This is a genomic window from Photobacterium rosenbergii (assembly GCF_003026455.1).
Classification (GTDB): domain Bacteria; phylum Pseudomonadota; class Gammaproteobacteria; order Enterobacterales; family Vibrionaceae; genus Photobacterium; species Photobacterium rosenbergii.
Window position 1 is genome coordinate 1,077,802 of sequence record NZ_PYMB01000001.1, and the last position, 18,619, is coordinate 1,096,420.

Annotated in this window: 14 protein-coding genes; 7 read left to right on the top strand and 7 right to left on the bottom strand. The window is 46.8% G+C overall.

The features are described from left to right. Nucleotides 1–32: 32 nt before the first annotated feature. The 5 genes from C9J01_RS05175 to C9J01_RS05195 form a co-directional block, all read right to left on the bottom strand. On the bottom strand, nucleotides 33–878 hold the full coding sequence (locus C9J01_RS05175) for a citryl-CoA lyase (protein ID WP_107297012.1): 846 nt from the start codon (nucleotides 876–878) through the stop codon (nucleotides 33–35). Next, nucleotides 875–2,077, bottom strand: coding sequence for a CaiB/BaiF CoA transferase family protein (locus tag C9J01_RS05180; RefSeq protein WP_107297013.1), 1,203 nt, complete (start codon nucleotides 2,075–2,077; stop codon nucleotides 875–877). Before C9J01_RS05180 ends, C9J01_RS05175 begins: the two co-directional genes overlap by 4 nt. A gap of 47 nt (nucleotides 2,078–2,124) precedes the next feature. Next, the gene (locus C9J01_RS05185; RefSeq protein ID WP_107297014.1) at nucleotides 2,125–3,672 is read right to left on the bottom strand and encodes a tripartite tricarboxylate transporter permease; all 1,548 of its coding nucleotides are present in this window, start codon (nucleotides 3,670–3,672) and stop codon (nucleotides 2,125–2,127) included. Nucleotides 3,673–3,687: 15 nt separating this feature from the next. After that, nucleotides 3,688–4,164 (bottom strand): tripartite tricarboxylate transporter TctB family protein, encoded by a 477-nt coding sequence (locus C9J01_RS05190; protein ID WP_107297015.1) that lies wholly within the window; start codon nucleotides 4,162–4,164, stop codon nucleotides 3,688–3,690. A 93-nt stretch (nucleotides 4,165–4,257) separates the two neighbouring features. Beyond that, nucleotides 4,258–5,241, bottom strand: a complete 984-nt coding sequence (locus C9J01_RS05195; protein ID WP_107297016.1) for a tripartite tricarboxylate transporter substrate binding protein — start codon at nucleotides 5,239–5,241, stop codon at nucleotides 4,258–4,260. A 192-nt stretch (nucleotides 5,242–5,433) separates the two neighbouring features. On the opposite strand from C9J01_RS05195, the gene C9J01_RS05200 reads away from it, so the two are divergent. Beyond that, the gene (locus C9J01_RS05200; protein ID WP_237156878.1) at nucleotides 5,434–7,122 is read left to right on the top strand and encodes an ATP-binding protein; all 1,689 of its coding nucleotides are present in this window, start codon (nucleotides 5,434–5,436) and stop codon (nucleotides 7,120–7,122) included. Beyond that, nucleotides 7,119–7,823: a response regulator gene (locus C9J01_RS05205; protein ID WP_107297017.1), complete on the top strand. Its 705-nt coding sequence runs from the start codon at nucleotides 7,119–7,121 to the stop codon at nucleotides 7,821–7,823. Before C9J01_RS05200 ends, C9J01_RS05205 begins: the two co-directional genes overlap by 4 nt. A gap of 91 nt (nucleotides 7,824–7,914) precedes the next feature. Here the strand turns inward: C9J01_RS05205 and C9J01_RS05210 are convergent, their stop codons facing one another. Together C9J01_RS05210 and C9J01_RS05215 are read right to left on the bottom strand one after the other, a co-directional pair. Continuing rightward, nucleotides 7,915–9,804: a TRAP transporter permease gene (locus tag C9J01_RS05210; protein ID WP_107297018.1), complete on the bottom strand. Its 1,890-nt coding sequence runs from the start codon at nucleotides 9,802–9,804 to the stop codon at nucleotides 7,915–7,917. 96 nt (nucleotides 9,805–9,900) lie between these two features. Then, the gene (locus C9J01_RS05215; protein ID WP_107297019.1) at nucleotides 9,901–10,827 is read right to left on the bottom strand and encodes a TAXI family TRAP transporter solute-binding subunit; all 927 of its coding nucleotides are present in this window, start codon (nucleotides 10,825–10,827) and stop codon (nucleotides 9,901–9,903) included. 321 nt (nucleotides 10,828–11,148) lie between these two features. Between C9J01_RS05215 and C9J01_RS05220 the strand changes: the two genes are divergently transcribed. The 5 genes from C9J01_RS05220 (at nucleotide 11,149) to C9J01_RS05240 (ending at nucleotide 18,452) form a co-directional block, all read left to right on the top strand. Continuing rightward, nucleotides 11,149–11,478 (top strand): DMT family transporter, encoded by a 330-nt coding sequence (locus C9J01_RS05220; protein WP_107297020.1) that lies wholly within the window; start codon nucleotides 11,149–11,151, stop codon nucleotides 11,476–11,478. A 121-nt stretch (nucleotides 11,479–11,599) separates the two neighbouring features. Beyond that, complete coding sequence (locus C9J01_RS05225; protein ID WP_107297021.1) at nucleotides 11,600–11,821, top strand: hypothetical protein; 222 nt, start codon at nucleotides 11,600–11,602, stop codon at nucleotides 11,819–11,821. Nucleotides 11,822–12,469: 648 nt separating this feature from the next. After that, nucleotides 12,470–14,656, top strand: coding sequence for a multicopper oxidase family protein (locus C9J01_RS05230; protein ID WP_201797786.1), 2,187 nt, complete (start codon nucleotides 12,470–12,472; stop codon nucleotides 14,654–14,656). A gap of 65 nt (nucleotides 14,657–14,721) precedes the next feature. After that, on the top strand, nucleotides 14,722–15,645 hold the full coding sequence (locus C9J01_RS05235; protein WP_158264488.1) for an SCO family protein: 924 nt from the start codon (nucleotides 14,722–14,724) through the stop codon (nucleotides 15,643–15,645). A 734-nt stretch (nucleotides 15,646–16,379) separates the two neighbouring features. Beyond that, nucleotides 16,380–18,452: a multicopper oxidase domain-containing protein gene (locus tag C9J01_RS05240; protein WP_201797787.1), complete on the top strand. Its 2,073-nt coding sequence runs from the start codon at nucleotides 16,380–16,382 to the stop codon at nucleotides 18,450–18,452. Nucleotides 18,453–18,619: the final 167 nt, after the last annotated feature.

Sequence of the window (18,619 nt, forward strand, 5' to 3'; positions counted from 1 at the left end):
TACTAAGTACGAAATCAAGCACCCCATTCTGATTAACTCGATGAGTCTTCAACCTTGCGCGGTTCTGGCCCCTCATAAGACCAAAGTAGGTTGCGCGGAATAGGCCCTTTGTTCCTGCCTCCTTGCCCTGTTTGCTCCCACGCATGGGCCAATATCCCAACCGAGCGGGATAGGCAAAATAGTCCTCTGGCAAGCGGGGCAGGAAAGCCCAGTTCGGCATAAATCACAGCCGTTGCCCCGTCGATGTTCATCGGGATACGTTTGCCTTTTTGTTGAAACAGGTAGTTTTCGACTCCCATGGCAATTTCAGCAAACTGACCCGTTACCGTTCCACTATCTGCGGCTTGCTTAACTAACTCCATCAAAGCCGGGGCCCGGGGATCTATTGGATGGAAACGATGGCCAAAGCCTGGAATAAATTTACCGTGAAGCTCTTTGTGGGCAGTCACTTCTATATCTATCGCGGCTTCTAGCGTTTCACCTTGCGCGCAGCGACCTGCAATAGCTTGGTATAAAGCAACTGCTTGTTCACCCGCGCCACCATGTACATCACCCAACACATTAACCGCCGAAGCCATAGCATTGTTCAGGCCAACACCACAGGTCGATGCCATTCTGGCAATTGCAATACTTGGGGCTTGTGGGCCGTGATCAACGGCTGACATCAGGGTGGCATCGAGTAGATTGGCTTGTGAAGGCGAAGGCAACTCCCCCCTTACCATCAACCAAATCATCTGAGCAAAGCTGACATTGCCGATGAGATCTTCAATAGGATAACCATAATAGCGAATTACACCCGGTGACATATCGATGATATCTGTCTTCCACCAGTCACTCACATCACGGCCAATTCCTTGCTCGGGTCTTTCGATACTCATATTGCCCCCTGTCCTTGTAACTGTTCGATGTCTTCCTTGCTCAACCCCAGATTCGTCAACCACTGTTCGGTATGCTCGCCTAACTGCGGAGGGGGTAATGTCACCGCAGGACGCTCACCGTCTAATTTGAAGCCGGTCCGAACATAGCGGACATCTTGGTTTACCCCAGGCGAGTCTACGAAACACCCGGTAAAATCCCTGCCTTGCACTTGAGGTAAATCCAGTGCCTGTGGAACGCTCAGCACCCTACCGGCAGGTACTCCAATGTGGTTCAGCGCAGACTCCCATTCTTCGGCTGATTTCCCAGCAAAAGCCGCTTCGATATGACCTGTCAGTAACTCACGATTTTCCAACCTTGCCTGCCGCTCGGCAAAACGAGAATCAAGAATCAAATCTTCCCGTCCAATGAGTTGGCACAAGGCTTCAAACTGCTCTTGTTTGTTGGCGGCAATATTCAACAAACCTTCACCTGTTTTAAAAGTGCCCGACGGACTGGCGGTAACATTGTTATTACCAAGCGGTTGAGGCGCTTTATCAGCGACCAAGAAATTGGAAACCGCCCACCCCATAGTGGTCAACGTTGACTCCAGCATAGATACATCGATAAACGAGCCTTCGCCCGCTTTCTCCCTGCCTGCCAACGCTGCACATATGGCAAATGCAGCGGTCATTCCACCTATGGTATCGGCTATCGGATAGCCCACCCGATATGGTGCATTTTCCGGTGCTCCGGTAATACTCATCACCCCAGACATACCCTGGATTATCTGATCATATGCGGGGAGGTGGCGCATCGGGCCATCAGCACCGTAACCAGAAATCGCGCAATAGATAATATTGGGATTGACTGCTTTTAACTCTTCGTAACCCAAACCCAGCCTGTCCATTACACCCGGACGAAAGTTTTCAATCACTACGTCTGCTGTTTCAACCAACTGTTTAAACAGGGATTTACCTGCATCCGTTTTCAAGTTCAGCGTGACCGATTGTTTGCCTACATTCTGGGCAAGAAACGAAATTCCCATTCCCGCTTTATTCAGTGTGGGGGAAGCGCCTAACTGGCGGGCCAAATCACCGCTTTTCGGCACTTCGACCTTAATCACCTCAGCCCCCAAGTGGGCCAGTTGATGACCACAGAATGGTCCCGCTAGCACATTGGTCAAATCCAGCACGCGATATTGGTTTAGTGGTGTCAGCATCCTTCGACTCCATCGTAAAAATAGTTAAAGCTATGGTGAGAAATTTTCTATTGCTGCTCAGGTGCAGCCTCACCCTGTGCCATTTGAGCTTGCTTGGCTTTTCGTGCATCCAACAGGTTACTGACCACTGGCATCATCAAAGCTAGTACGGCACAAATCATGATGGACAAAGTCAGTGGGCGCTCCCATAGGAAGGCATAGCTGCCATCAGATAAGGTCAGTGAACGGCTAAGGTTCTTTTCAAGTATTTCACCGAGGATGAAACCCAGCAGCATAGGCGCCATAGGGAAGCTAAGCAGCTTCAAGAAAGTGGCAATGATCGTGATGATCACCATCATGTGAATATCGAAGGTGTTAAAGCTCACCAAATAAACACCCGTGATAGAGAAGAACAAGATCAATGGGATCAGGATTGGCCTAGGGATCACCAACAAACGCGAGATATACGGGATCAACGGTAGATTCAGAATAAGCAGAACCAAGTTACCGAAGTACATAGAGATGATCACCGACCAGAACACATCTGGGTTATCAACAAACAGACGCGGCCCTGGCTGAATACCGTAAGCAATCAATGCACCCAGCATGATTGCCGTGGTGCCTGAGCCTGGAATACCCAATGTCAGTAGCGGTACAAAAGAGCCTGTCGAGGCAGCGTTATTGGCTGATTCCGGTGCTGCCAAACCACGCAGTGCACCCTTGCCGAATTTGGCCTTTTCCTCTTTGCTGGCTAGGTTTCGCTCCATGCCATAGCTCAAGAACGAGGCAATGGTTGCACCTGCACCCGGTAGTACCCCAACCAAGAACCCGAACACAGAGGAACGGCCAACGGTTGGCGCGACATGTTTCACTTCTTCTTTGTTCAGTTTCATGCTGCCCAAAGAGTCCATATCCATCTGCGGCTCTTTCTCTTTATGCTCACCACGCAATACCGTCATGATCACTTCGGTCAGCGCAAACGTCGCCATTGCCAACAGCAAGAAGCTAATACCGTCAATGAGGTTGACGTTATCAAAAGTAAAGCGCGGGATCCCAGACATCACATCGTTACCGACAGTAGCGATCATCAAGCCGAATACCGTCATCATCAATGCTTTGATAACTTGCCCTTTGCCAGAAAAAGCAGCAACGGCTGTCAGGCCTAAAATCATCAAGGCAAAATAATCCGATGACTGGAAGCTGAGCGACACTTTGGCAAGCGCAGGTGCGGCAAATAACAGGATAATCGCGCCAATGGTACCACCAGTAAATGATGAGTAAGCCGCCAATGCTAGCGCTTTACCCGCTTGCTTACGTTGAGCCATGGGATAGCCATCAAAAGCGGTAACGACCGTACTGGCACAGCCCGGCGCATTAATTAGAATCGACGAAGTCGAGCCACCAAAAATCGCGCCGTAATAAACACCGGCCATCAAGATAATGCCCGATGAAGGGTCAAGGCCGTAAGTGATAGGGATCATCAAGGCAATCGCTGAAATCGGCCCCAACCCCGGAAGCATTCCGATGAAGGTACCGGCAAAGCAGCCGACCACCACCATCATTAAATTAAATGGCATAAATGCCGTTGTCAGTCCTGACATCATTCCATCAAACATGGAAGTCTCTCCCTTTTAGATAAACGCCCAAAAGCGGCCTGGGGCTAAGTAAATATCCAGCAACTGAGTCAGGACGTACCAAAAACCAGTCGCAAACGGCACTGATGCCAAAAACAGAATTTTCGGGCGACGCTCACCCAATAACCAATACCCACCGGCTAGAAAGAAAACCGTGGAAATAAGGAAGCCCACCCACTCCAGCGCAATGGCAAAAAGAACCATCAAAACCAATAACTTGCTGATGATTTTGAAATCCAGCCCAACTAGAGACAGCATGTCCGAAGCTTTCACTTGAGTTTTCCGGTGAGCAGCAATTAGCTGTAACAGCGACAAGGCAATACCCAGCATTGCTAGCATGGTCGGCATTGATTTGGCGTGGAAAGGTTCGTACTCGTCTCCGGGAAAGAGTGGTATTTGATTGGCGTAATAGCCGTAGGCAACTGAGAAGCACAAGAAGATCAGCCCGCCGATATGATCTTTGGTAAGCGTCATGGGTGTATCCCCTGATTGATATTATTGAAATCTTTCGCTTTAAGAATGGGCAGAGTAGGCATCTCGCCTACCCTGCATTTGGTCAGTCATGGGTTAGTTCAAAAAGCCTAGCTCTTTCATTAGGTTACCCATCTCTTTTTCCTGCTCTTGCAAGAATACTTCAAACTCTTCGCGAGGTTTGTAGATTTCAGTCCAACCGTAGCGATCTCGTACTGTTGTCCACTCATTGGTCTTGTACATTTTCTCTAGCACGCTGGCGAACTCATCGGCCTGCTCATCGCTGATGCCTGGTGCTGCAAAGAAACCACGCCAGTTAACAAAGCTTGCGTCATAGCCCAGTTCTTTTAGGGTTGGTACATTCGGAGCCACTGGAGAGCGAGTTTCACCTGTCATCGCCAAAATGCGGACTTCACCTGCCTCGGCAAGGCTAAGCGCTTCACTCAAACCGGTTGATAGCACTTGGGTTTCTCCCGATAGCAAACCCGCCATCGCTTTACCGCCGGCATCATAGGCAAGATATTTCACGCGACGAGGTTCACCACCAGCGGCTTTGAAAGCCAATGCCGCAACAAGGTGATCCATCCCGCCTCGAGAAGAGCCACCAGCAACAGAGACTGAGCGAGGGTTTTTCTTATACTCTTCGGCGAGTTCATTGAAAGACTGATAAGGTGAATCTTTTGCCACGACAAAGGCAGCATAGTCACCAATAGTGGCTGCAACTGGGGTCAGGTCACGGAATGACTGAGGGAAAACTTTTGAAAGGGAGCGAATAACAATAGGAGTCGAATTCACCATCAAGGTATCTTGTGACTGCTCAGCCGTCTTGATCAGATAGGCAATCGCTTTACCACCGCCACCACCAGACATATTTTCATAAGACACTTTGTCGACCAATTCTGATTTCGAGAGTGCTTCACCGGTACCACGTGCTGTGCTATCCCAACCACCACCTGCACCACCAGGTACCAAGAAGTGAATTTCGTCGACTTTTGCCTGCACTGAGCCAATGCTCATTGCAGAAGCCATAATCGTCGCCAGTAGGGTGACACGTTTGCGGGTAATAAACTGAGTAAGCATAGCTCTTTCCTCGTTGAGTGTTGTTTTTATCCTTCAACACAAAGGTAAGGCAGCTATTGAGTAAACTAAAGATTGTAAAATTAATGTGAATAACGGCTTTATTTATCATTTTGTTCATATTGTTCACAGCATGTCGCCACAAAAACAGGTAAAGTCGTTACATCATTAACGGTGAAAGGAATCACCCGCTTCATGTTACGTATGCTGTCGTTACGCCACCTCAGATTAAAGTGGCGTATGGTATTGATTTTAGGCGTTATTGCCGTACTGCAAACCGGAATGCTTGGCCATTTTGCTATCCGCTACCTCGATAATGTGTTGGATGAGCAAATCGGTCAGCAAGCTATGCGAGTTGCACTGGCGATTGCGGCTTCACCGGATGTGGTTCGCGCAGTAGAAGCGAAAGACTCTGATTTTTTGCAACCTTTAAGTTACAAGCTCGCCCACTCAGCAGAAGCCAGATTTGTGGTTTTTGGCGATAAAGACGGCATACGCCTAGCCCACCCTTTCCCGCATATGATTGGCAATTCCATGGCGGATGACGATGGTGATACCAATGAGCCAGCCCTTGTTCATGGTAAACCCTATGTATCCAAAGCCCTTGGCAGTATTGGCTGGTCGATGCGAGGCAAGGCGCCAGTATTCGATAGTGAAGGGACCAAAGTTATTGGTATCGTCTCTGTAGGCTATATGCTTGATACCGTCGATAGGTTAGTGAGCAACCACCGCCTGAGCATGTTCTTTGCCATTGGTGGTGCTTTCCTCTTTAGTGTATTTACCGCAGTCTGGTTTGCTTCCCATTTCAAAAAGGCCATTTTCAACCTAGAGCCCGAGCAAATAGGTCGGATGTTCCAAGAAAGGAATGCAACCCTTGAGACGGTGCGCGAAGGGATTGTCGCTATCAACCATGAAGGGAATGTCACCACCTTCAACTACGCGGCGATCAAAACATTGGAGTTGCCAGAAAACATCAATTACATCGGTAAACATATTCAATCGGTGTTACCAGACAGCGGCATGCTAGATGTGCTTGAGCAAGGTGAGCCGCAATATGATCAAGAGGTTTGGCTACACAATCACCTATTAATAGCCAACCGGATCCCGCTGATCCAAGGCGATCAGGTAACAGGCGTGGTCTCTAGTTTCAGGCTGAAAAATGAAGTTGATTTAGTCAGCCGTAAGCTTACCCGTATCAAACAATACGCCGAGAGCTTGCGTAGCCAGTCCCATGAGTACAATAACAAACTCCATACTATTGCCGGGCTGATCCAGATCGATGCCAAAGATGAGGCACTTGCTGTCATAGGACAAGAATCATCAAGCCATCAAGCTTTCATCCAGCAGCTTATGGAAGTGACATCAGATAGCATTCTGGCTGGTTGCCTATTGGGTAAATACAACCGTGCCAAGGAGCTAGGGTTAGAATTAGTCATCGAGCAAGACAGCCAAATGTCAGCCTTACCTGATGATCTTCCCCGAGAGCAATTGGTGAGTATTTTAGGGAACCTTATCGACAATGCCCTGGAAGCAACCCTTTCCCATCACGGCAAGGGCGGCAAAGTCACCGTCATTTTGTCGGACTTTGGAAAAGAGCTAATTTTCGAAGTAGAAGACCAAGGGCCAGGTATCGCAACGGAAGATCAGGACAAAATTTTTACTCGTGGGTATACAACCAAAACGTCTCAAGGACATGGTATTGGGTTGGATTTAGTCAAGAGCCTCACAGAGCACCTTGGCGGACTCATTACCGTTGAATCTATTGAGGCAGAAACCGGGGGTACCGGCAGTCGATTTACCTTATATCTGCCCAAACAGCTAAACCACCATAACAACAATATACAGAACAAGGGTTCAACGTCGCACATGGAGGAGCAATCATGACTACCACTATCCGCATCGTCATCGCCGAGGATGATCCGCAGATTGCCGAAATCCAACGGCGCTTCATAGAACGAATAGAAGGATTCGAGGTGATAGGGATCGCTCACGGCATCGATGAAGCGCGTGACCTGATAGAAGTGCTAACACCGGAACTTGTGTTGCTTGATAACCAGTTTCCGACCGGCACTGGCCTTGAATTACTCAGGGAGTTACGGGCCGATGGCTGCAACACCGATGTCATTTTGGTCACCGCCGCCACCGAAGTTGAGACCTTGCGCCAGGCAATGCACAGTGGAATTTTCGACTATATCTTAAAACCTCTGGTCTTCGAGAGGCTTCAAGCATCTTTACAAAAATTTCGAGGCCATCTGGAAAGGTTTTCCGATCTTGACTCACTCATCCAAAGCGATGTCGATGGCTTATTGCAAGCCTCAACGGACGATACCAGCCAGCAAGTTAGCGTTGCTAAGGTAACAAACCGCTTACCAAAAGGCATTGACGGATTAACGCTAGATAAAATCCGGGCAGTCTTTAGTGCGCCTTCCACCCTTCTCAACGCCGAAGAAGTCGGGCAACAAATTGGCGCTAGCAGGACAACCGCAAGACGTTACCTTGAATACATGGTCAGTACTGATGAGCTTAGCGCCGAGGTATCCTATGGTAGCGTTGGCAGGCCCGAGCGCAGATACCAACTTTGCTAAAGGCTTTTAAAAAATCGACAAAAATAAGAGGGGAAGCCAACTTGGCTTCCCCTCTTATTTAGTTAATCACTCTTTACTTTCAAAGTAGCTATCAAGCTGCTGTTGTACTTCTTTCCCGCCCTCGAAAAGCATTCAAAGAAGTAATCACCACAACAACGGCCACAGCCGCGAGTTTGATAGCCAATCCACTGAAAATCAAGGCAAACGGCACCACCAGCAGCACAGCACGCTCGACCAGTGACAGCGACTTAATTAACCTTCCTTCAATCGCCCCGGCAAAGGCGACAATCAAGGCGATAGTCGTGACAATCGCAAACATGAAGCCTAATAGGTTTTCTCCATCATAGATAAGTGGCGAGAAGGCCATCATCAATGGGATCAAGAAGAAACCCTGCGCCAGTTTGAACGCCTGCACCGCAGACTGCATTGGTGATGCACCGGCAACACCCGCACCAGCAAAGGCCGCCAATGCAATCGGCGGGGTCACATTCGATGTCTGCGACAACCAGAACACAATCATGTGTGCTGCCAGAATGCTAAGGCCAAGCTCGGTCAAGGCTGGTACCGCCATAATCGACAACACAATGTATGCCGCTGTTACCGGCAAGCCCATTCCTAGGATAACGGCAGCAACGGCAATTAACGCCATCACCGACCATAAATAGCCACCAGACAGTGCCATCAAGAACTGGGTGAACTGCAGACCAATACCGGTTTGACCTACGACACCAACCACAATACCCGCAGTAGCACAGGCAACAGAAATCGGCAGTGCCAACAATGCCCCTTCTTTCATTCCCTCAAAGAAAAGACGAATACTGATACGGCTGTGCTTACGACACATGGCTGCGACCAAAATAGCACTACAGCCCGCAATACCCACAAGTACTGGCGAGTAACTCATTAGCAACAAGGTAGTGATCAGCACCAAAGGTACAATAAAGTGCCAGCCTTGCTTCATCACCACTTTAAGCTGGGTGACTTTATCCATGCCTTTTAGGCCAAGTTTACAAGCCATCAGATGGACATAAAGCAAGGTACAGCCAAAGTACAAAATAGCCGGCGCGATCGACACCAACAGAATTTCGCTATAAGCGATACCGGTAAACTGGGCCATTACAAAGGCCCCTGCCCCCATTACCGGCGGCATAATTTGTCCGCCTGTAGAGGCCGCCGCTTCAATACCCGCTGCTTGCTCCGGCTTATAACCGAGCTTTTTCATCATCGGGATAGTCAGAGCGCCGGTTGTCACCGTATTGGCAATCGCCGAACCGGATATTGAACCCAGTGCAGCTGAAGCCACAACACTCGCCTTAGCTGGGCCGCCACGGTATTTACCCGCAACAGCAAAAGCCGCATCGATAAAGAACTGACCGGCACCAGTTACCTGTAGGAAAGCACCAAACAAAACAAAAATAAATACCACGCCAGCGGCAATAGCCAGCGGTGCCCCGAAGACCCCGTTGGTAGAATAGATATGGAAGCGGATGATTTCATCCAGCGCGAAACCTTTACTCGCCACACTGGCAGGCAAGACATCGCCAAACATCGCATAAGCCAAAAAGATCGCAGCTATGACCACCATCACCATACCTACGGTCCGGCGTGTGGCTTCAAGCAAGGTGGCGATTAATATCGAACCGGCCAGGACATCATCCACACCCAGCCCATCAAGCAAAAAGCCAATATCGTCATAATCAAACCTGACGATATGCTGCGCAGCCCACAAGGTAGCGAGAACCATTGATAAATCGATAAGCCTTGCCGGAAGATAAAATCTGCTGTCTTCTTTGACTAGTGGCCTAACGAGGAATACGAGAGCGAGGATCCAACATAGGTGGACGGGGCGAAATACAGGTGCGGAGAGGTTGGCAGTTAGCCCCTGCCAAATTTGAAACACTGATAATGCAATCGCTGCGATAGTTGCCAACTGCATTAACCGCTCAGTGACCCTGTGATTTAACGCCGAAGAATTAGTCATTGCGAACTCCTTGTACACTGCAATGTTTGATACCCCCGAAAAGATTCGGGGGTATTGGTTCACCTATCGATATCGACAGGTATTACTTCGGTTGTCTTACTTTTTTTCATCCATGAACTGCTGAGAGCCAGGGTGCAGAGGAATACCTGCTAGCTTGTTCATGTTCTCGACAGTAGTGAACTTAGTCACGCCGATAGACTGGCGGATTTGATCGATGTTATCGAAGGCTACCTTGGTCATTTCGTAAGCCAGCTCTTTATCCAGATCGCCCTTCACTACCAATACGTTCCATACAGCTGGTGCTTGGAAAGCAGGCACATTGCGGTAGCTGTCTGCATCGACATCCAGCCCGCTGTATGACGCATTAGCTGCATTGATTTGCGCAATTTCCTCATCGCTGAATGACAAGATGCGAATATCACGGGTCAAAGCGAGTTCTGTAATTGCACCAACACCTAGGCTACCGACGATCACCCCTGCATCAATCTGGCCATTTGCCAATGCTTCAGTTGTCGCCGTGTAGTTCAGGGCCTGACCACGCATATCACCTTCTTCGATGCCTAGCGTTTTAAGGATGTTCAATGCGCTGACTCGGGTACCTGAACCCGGAGCACCAAGAGCAACACGCTTCCCTTTCAGATCGGCGACAGACTTAATGTCTGAGTTGGCGGGAACCATGAACTGAACCACATTAGGATACAGGGCGAACAATACTGACACATCCATCTTGCGTGGGAATGGTTCTGTACCCTGATAGGCTTGTTGTACCACATTGCCCATTGCAATACCGGCAAGCTGCTGCTTGGTCGACACCTTGATGACGTTCTCTACCGATGCAGCTGTAACTTCTGCTCGCATATTGAAGTCATCAATATTCTCACTCCAAACCTTTGCTAACAAGCCACCCAAGGGATAGTAAGTACCACTTTGGCTACCGGTGCCGATGGTATAATTGTTCGCTGCCACTGGCAGTGAAACCGCTAGAGCCAAAGAGATAATCCCTTTTTTGATCATTGAACGCATTGAGTACTCCTTCTCGTTAAATGCCAGATGCCTAGTGTCAAACTCGACACATACGCATCAGGTTTTATTGTCATAACGATGTTGCATCAAATGAAATCGCATTGAAATGTTAAAAATGTGAAAGTTGTGAAAATGAGATATTGGTGGTGTTAAAGCTATCAATAAAAACCGTCCACATAACAGTAAATTTCCGCTTCCACCCCTATATTATTACTGTACATAAAAAGTAATTTGCCATATAAGGTAATTATCATCAATTAAGAAATAGTTATACTGCCATCATCTTGATACCAACGATCAACAAACAGAAGAGAGGACTAAATGGGCTGGGCATTTCTATTGTTAGGGGTAATGGCAGAGGCTACTTCACATGTCGCACTTCGTGCCACAAATGGATTCACCAGTTGGTTACCCAGTACCATAGTCATTTTAGGTCACCTGATCGCCTTTGTATTCTTGGGACAGGCAATGAAGTCGCTTCCCGTGGGTATCGTCCATGCAGTCTGGGCAGGACTTGCTATTGTCACCGTCACGGCTATGTCGGGGCTTATCTATAAACAACACCTTGATGCCAAGGTATGGTTGGGCATGGTGATTGTTGCAATTGGAATTGCCATTATCAACCTTGGTGGTGCCGCCCACAGCCATTAATAAAACCTTTCATTTCAGCCCCCCCTTCCAAAGAAAAGGTTATTTCTGATGGCATCACCTATGGCATAAATATATTTGATCATTTACCAATCAATGTAACCGTAAATACTTGGAGGAAGATATGACTGAAGAACGTGCTATCAACCTTTATTACTACCTAGTACAGAGCAAGGCGCCAAAGCGAGAGTTAGATGTAGCGATAAGCTTACTTAAACAACGCTATGGTATCGACCTATCCCGTTTAGAAAAGAAAAGGCATCGCCCACAAAACCGGTTCGATATTAACAGTTATGGTGCTGGCGGTTCACGGACGATGAACCAAACCCGTCAGATGCAATCCTGATAACAACAAAGAAATCCTAGTCAACAAAGTGCAAAATCAAATTTGTATAACAAAGTATAAATAGTTGGAGTTTAAATTGCTGACAATCAGAACAAAGAATATATATTCAATGTAATAAAATTAATGAAGAATTATTTACAACCATTTTAAAATATGACTCCTAATTTGAAGTGAATTTTAAAAAGTTATTTTTATATATTGATTCGATATATAAAAAAATAAATGCAACCTTTTCCAGACATTACAATCCAACTTGGCAATCAAAGCGATGGGCACAACTCAGCAAATCAACAACTTAAGTCAATAAAACAAAAACACTCCTTTTGAGATATTTCATGGTACTGCTACGATTTAACTTGCGATTTTTTAAATCCAAGTACAGACATAAACGCTAACCTCTCAATTTGTATGGAATTCAAAATGAGTGATACAGCCCCCAGAAATATAGTAAGCGGTACAAACAAAGAAATAGCTAAATTTGAAATAGCTACATTCAAAACAGCCCCATTCAAAATAGGAGTCCTACCATGTATACTCGCATGCCTATTTTACTCCGTTGACTCAAACGCTGACGGATGTGATATTCCAACCGGCGCACCTCTCAGCCCTTTATTTGATGCCCAGCCTTTCACTCAGGCGCTTTATCGAATGGAAGAATTTGGCACAAGACCCATTCCTCCATCGGCTACGACTTCAAATTGGCATTCATTCCCTCAACCAACAAGAGGAGATAACTCACCTGAAGGTCTTGACCTTGATAACTTCCTCGCCCAAGGTCTGTTTCCTATTCCATCAAGGGAACTCGATGGAGCAGAAGCGAATATCGCTGATCACAACCCTTGGCAGACAAGAATTAATCAGATCCTCAATCTCAATTTAACCAATGCTCCCGCTGAGGGTCGTCCACCGGGTAAAGATTGGGCCCATCAACGTTGGGAAGAGTTCTATCCCACCGAATACACCATCACGGCCCAAGCAGGCGTCCGAACCAACAACGGATTTAGAAACCGTTTCCAACGCCACGAATATGATTCAATAGAGTTTGGAGAAAACGGGCTTTACCATTCAACACTTCAGTGGAGTAATGGCTCTGAGTCGTTGACTATTACTGGCACCACCGAAGGGATTCCTCCTCGGTTCCACCCGAAAATGCCATTACAAGAGAGGAATTCATTATGGACATTTGACGGGACATTTCCGCCCAAGCTCCTCAAGATGCGTTACGGGGAGTCGTTATTATTTAGGCACTATAATGCCCTGCCGATTTCTCCCAAAGCGAATAATGGCTTCGGACTTCATACTATATCTACCCACCGTCACAATGGGCACAACCCGGCAGAGAGTGACGGCTATACCCAAGCATTTTTCTTCCCCGGACAATATTTCGATTATCGCTGGCCCATGGCACTCGCCGGCCATGATTCAATCAACATAGATGCCAGTGATAAGCGTGCGGGAGGTCCTGACGGTGCAGGCGGGATCAAAAAGGTACAAGGTGATTACAGGGAAACCATCAGCTCCCAGTGGTTCCATGACCATATGCTTGATTACACAGCACCCAACGTTTACAAAGGCAATGCCGCTCTTTTGAACATATACAGTGCGCTCGATCGGGGGAAAGAAGACCACTACGACAAAGTAAACCTGCGTTTCCCTAGTGGTACTGACCTCGACTGGGGTAATCGAGACTACGACATAAATTTATTGATGGCAGACAAAGCCTGGGACAAAGACGGGCAGCTTTTCTTCAATATATTTAGTGTCGATGGCTTTCTCGGCGATCAAATGCTGGTCAACTGGCAATACAAACCGTACCTAGATGTCAGGGCAAGAAAATACCGATTTAGGCTGCTTAATGGATCTGTCTCCCGGTATATGAAAGTGGCGGTAATGACTGAGGATAGAGAGCCCGTCCCCCTGTATATGATCGCCAATGATGGCAACATCATGGAGCACAGTGTTTACTTTGCAAATGGTGTACTTCCTACCCAAGCGATTGCTGAACGCTACGACATCATTATCGACTTCAGCCAATTTGAAAAAGATACCAAAATCTATTTCGTCAACCTTATGGAGCACAAAGATGGCCGTGAACCAGAAGGGACACTTGGTCGCAATAAAGCATTCAATGACCCGTTTAAACGAGGTAATACCTGTGATCCAGCGGTAGGTAAATTCCTTGAGGTCAGGGTGCATGATTACGAAGGCAAAGATCACAGCATGAACCCAGCCAACTATGTCAAAGGGAAGAAGAAAATGATCCCTTTGCCAAAGTTCAGCCAGAAAGAGTTAGCCAATGCCACGCACCGAACGTTTGACTTCGGTCGCAGCAGCGGAACAGATACCTCACCTTGGACTATAAAAACCGATGGTGGTCAAGGTCTCACGGCTGATCCTCGCCGGGTATCAGCAGCACCGACAGTCGGCGCTGTAGAAATCTGGCATTTTAAAACTGGCGGCGGCTGGAGCCACCCTATCCATGTCCATTTTGAAGAAGGCCAAATCCTCAGTAAGGACGGAGAAAAACCACCAGAGTGGGAACGCTGGGCAAGAAAAGATATTTATCGGCTAGGTGACGAAGTCAACAGTAGTCGGGAAATAACCATCGCAATACGGTTCCGGGAGTTTATGGGCAGTTACGTGAAACATTGCCATAACACCCAGCATGAAGATCATGCACAGCTACTTCGCTGGGATATTGAGAACCCGAATCAAGCGATCCCTATTCGCAGTCCTATGCCGAGTTGGGAGGGAGTAAAGTATGTCGATTCCTTCACTCTTCCCACCTATAAAACCGGCGATGAAGATGCAAAAGAAGACTTTAACGACGATTAATTCATATTGACGAAAAACGTTTAACAGGTGGCATCAATGACTGATGCCACCAAGGAGATATGATAATGAAAATAAATAAATCACTGCCAATTTTGGCAATCTGTGGTTTTATGCTTCTGTTAAATAGTTCCCCAACCTTTGCCGCAAAATGGCGCGAAAACTACTTCCCTAATACTGAACTCACAACACACAACAACACCAAGGTTAATTTCTATAGTGATCTACTCAGAGACAAAGTTGTACTCATTAATTTCATCTTTACCCGCTGCCAGAATATGTGCCCAATGGAGACAGCCAGGCTGGTTGCTCTACAGCGAAAACTCGGAGATAGGGTCGGCAAAGATATTTTCTTTTATTCTATATCCATCGATCCTGAATATGACACACCTGAAAGACTCAACGAATATGCCAAACAATATCAAATTGGCCCTGGCTGGCTTTTTCTGACAGGCAAGAAAGACGAAATTGATGAACTCAGAACCAAGTTGGGCTTATCGATCGATGACTTGGTAATCTCTGACGATGGTCAACTAGATCACAATTTAAGCCTTATCATAGGTAACGAAGCCACAGGGCGCTGGATGAAACGCTCCCCCTATGAAGATACCGCTGTTCTCGCCGCCATGATTGGTGATTGGCTACATAATTGGCAGTCTCCTTCTAGCCAGCAACTCGCCTCATACGACCAAGCACCAAAACTGGATGAAGAATCCCATGGCAAATATCTCTATCGTACACGATGCGCAACGTGCCACTCTTATTCCGACAGCGATGAAATGCTTGGTCCGAATTTATCGGGCGTGACAGAACGTCGCAAAGAAGCGTGGCTGCGTCGCTGGCTTAAAGAGCCTGACATCATGCTTGAAGAAGACCCTGTGGCTATCGCTATGCTCAAGCAATACAACGGGGTTCGCATGCCAAACTTTCAACTCAGCGACACCGATATCGACAGCCTGATGTTGTTCATGAAAGAACAGGACAGCCAGTAAACAGTTCAATGTTGTCGGGTGAGATGCCTTATGTAAGCCATTATTACTCACATAATGGCTTACTCTCTTGCAACTTAAAGTTAATTGAAGCTGTAACACAGATGACCGTTAATATTCTCAATAACAAATAAATGACAAAATAGTATGTTAAATGACAACATAAACAACATATATTTTCTGAAATTATAATAGGAATATATAATAGAATGATTAATTCTAATTAAAATAAATGTAGCCATTTCCATACATTGCGTTAAGGTTTAATATCCACAACTTCCTAGTGGATAAGATATCAATGACTTAGCAAACTGTAATAAATACATAATCTTTGTGATATTAATCTCGACTGCTAGGCTTTTAAATTAATTTATAAGCGGTAAAAGAATCCATCAGATACGTCCACCAACCCTATTTGTATGGTATTCACAATGAATAATACAAATTCTACTAATAACGTAAGCGGTACAAGGAACTCTCTTCAAACAACAAAAATAGGAGCTTTAACATGTCTCATTTCATGTATTCTTTACTCCAATAATTTATTGGCCGATTGTGATATTCCAACAGGCGCATCGCCAAGTCCATTATTTGGTGCCGAGCCATTTACTCAAGCCTTATATCGATTAGAAGAGTTTGGGACGATTCCCCTGCCAAATTCATCGAACCCAGGAAATTCATTTCCAACCCCTAGCGATAAAAATTCGTCGCCAGCGGGTTATAAATTGGATAACTTCATGGGGCAGACTCTTTACCCTATACCGGACTCATCACACTCAGGTTCCTACGCTAATACGTCAGATCTGAACCCTTGGAAAGCCAAAATTAACAGCTTCCTTGGTCTTAATTTGGTTAATCCACCAGCTGAGGGCCGACCACCGGGTATTGATTGGGCTCACCAACGCTGGAGTGAGTTCTACCCAGAAGAATATACGGTGACTGCACAATCTGGCGTGAGGGAAAATCGAGGCTTTCGCGATCAATACCAAAGCCATGAATTCCAATCTCATGAATTTAAAGATGGCGGTCTATATCACTCCACCTTCAATTGGGATAAACAACCGGGTCTCAGTGATAACTTCAAGGGTACTACTGATGGCATTCCCGCTCAATTTCATCCCAAAATGCCTGTCCAGCAAGCCAATACCTTGTGGACATTTGATGGCACATTCCCGCCTAAGTTACTGAAGATGCGTTATGGCTATCCAGTATTATTCAGGCATTACAATGCCTTGCCCATCTCACCTTCAGCCAACAACGGCTTTGGCCTGCATACCATCACGACCCACCAACACAATGGTCATAACCCTGCAGAGAGCGATGGATATACCCAAGCGTTCTATTTCCCAGGCCAGTATTATGACTACCGTTGGCCGATGATTTTGGCAGGACACGACCATAGGAACAAGAAGGCAACGGATTACCGTGCGGGTGGCCCAGATGGCAATAAAGGGATCAGAAAAATACCGGGTGATTTCCGTGAGACCATGAGCTCGCTCTGGTTCCATGATCACATGCTCGACTTCACCGCCCAAAATGTCTACAAGGGCAATGCAGCTTGCTTGAACCTCTACAGTTCCCTAGACAGAGGCAATGAATACATTGATGACGGCGTTAACCTTCGCTTCCCCAGTGGCACCCATTTAGACTGGGGAAATCGGGACTATGACGTTAATTTGATGGTGGCCGATAAAGCCTGGGATAAAAACGGCCAGTTATTTTTCAATATCTTCAATCTTGATGGCTTTCTAGGCGATCAAATGTTGGTTAACTGGCAATACAAGCCTTACATGGATGTCAGAGCCAGGCAGTACCGGTTTAGAGTCCTTAATGCTTCGGTTTCTCGCTGGATGAAAATTGCGGTAATGACAGAGGACAAAGACCCGGTTCCTCTTTATATGATTGCTAACGACGGTAATATCATGGAGCACAGTGTGTTCTTTGAGAAAGGAGAACTTCCCACCCAGGCTATTGGCGAGCGCTATGACATCATCATAGACTTCAGCCAGTTTGCCCCCGGCACCAAAATTTACTTGGTGAACCTGATGGAGCATGAAGATGGCCGTGAGCCAGAAAGTACCTTAAGCCGCTCCAAGGCATTTAATGACCCATTTAAGAGAGGGAACACCTGTGATCCTGCAGTTGGCAAGTTCATGGAGTTTAGGGTTCACTCATATGATGGTATTGATCACAGCATGAACCCTGCTAATTACGTCAAAGGTAAGCAGAAGATGATCAAGCGTCCGAAGTTCACTAAAACTGAGTTAGCCAACGCCCGTCATCGTTCCTTCGAATTTGGCCGTAGTAGCGGAACAGATTCAGCGCCTTGGACCATCAAAACTGATGGCGGATCCGGCTTTGCTACCGATCCGAAAAGGCTCTCTGCTGCGCCCAACATTGGTGATGTTGAAATTTGGCACATCAGCGGAGGCGGTGGTTGGAGTCACCCTATCCATATCCACTTCGAAGAAGGGCAAATCCTCAGCCGAGACGGTGGTAATCCTCCAGAATGGGAGAAATGGGCAAGGAAAGACATCTACCGAATAGGTGATGTCAAAGACAGTAGTCGCGAACTCACGGTTGCGATTCGGTTCAGGGAATTTATGGGCAGTTATATGGAGCACTGCCACAATACCCAACATGAAGATCATGCCCAACTGCTGCGCTGGGATATTGAAAAACCAGGGCAAACTGTACCAATCAGAACCCCAATGCCAACCTGGGAAGGCGTCGGCTATGTTGATTCCTTTACCCTCTCCACCTACAAAAAAGGTGATGTAGACGCCAAAGAGGACTTTAACGACAACTAAGCGATATAACGTCTCTTATCCTGCTCAGGTGGCATTCTTTGATGCTGCCTGAGCGGGATTAAAAGGAATACGCGTGGTCTTTGTAATACTTTCTTACATTCACCATTTAAAATTTGCAGTGATTTTCACGCATATACATAGTTAACCACAAATCCTCGCTCGTATTT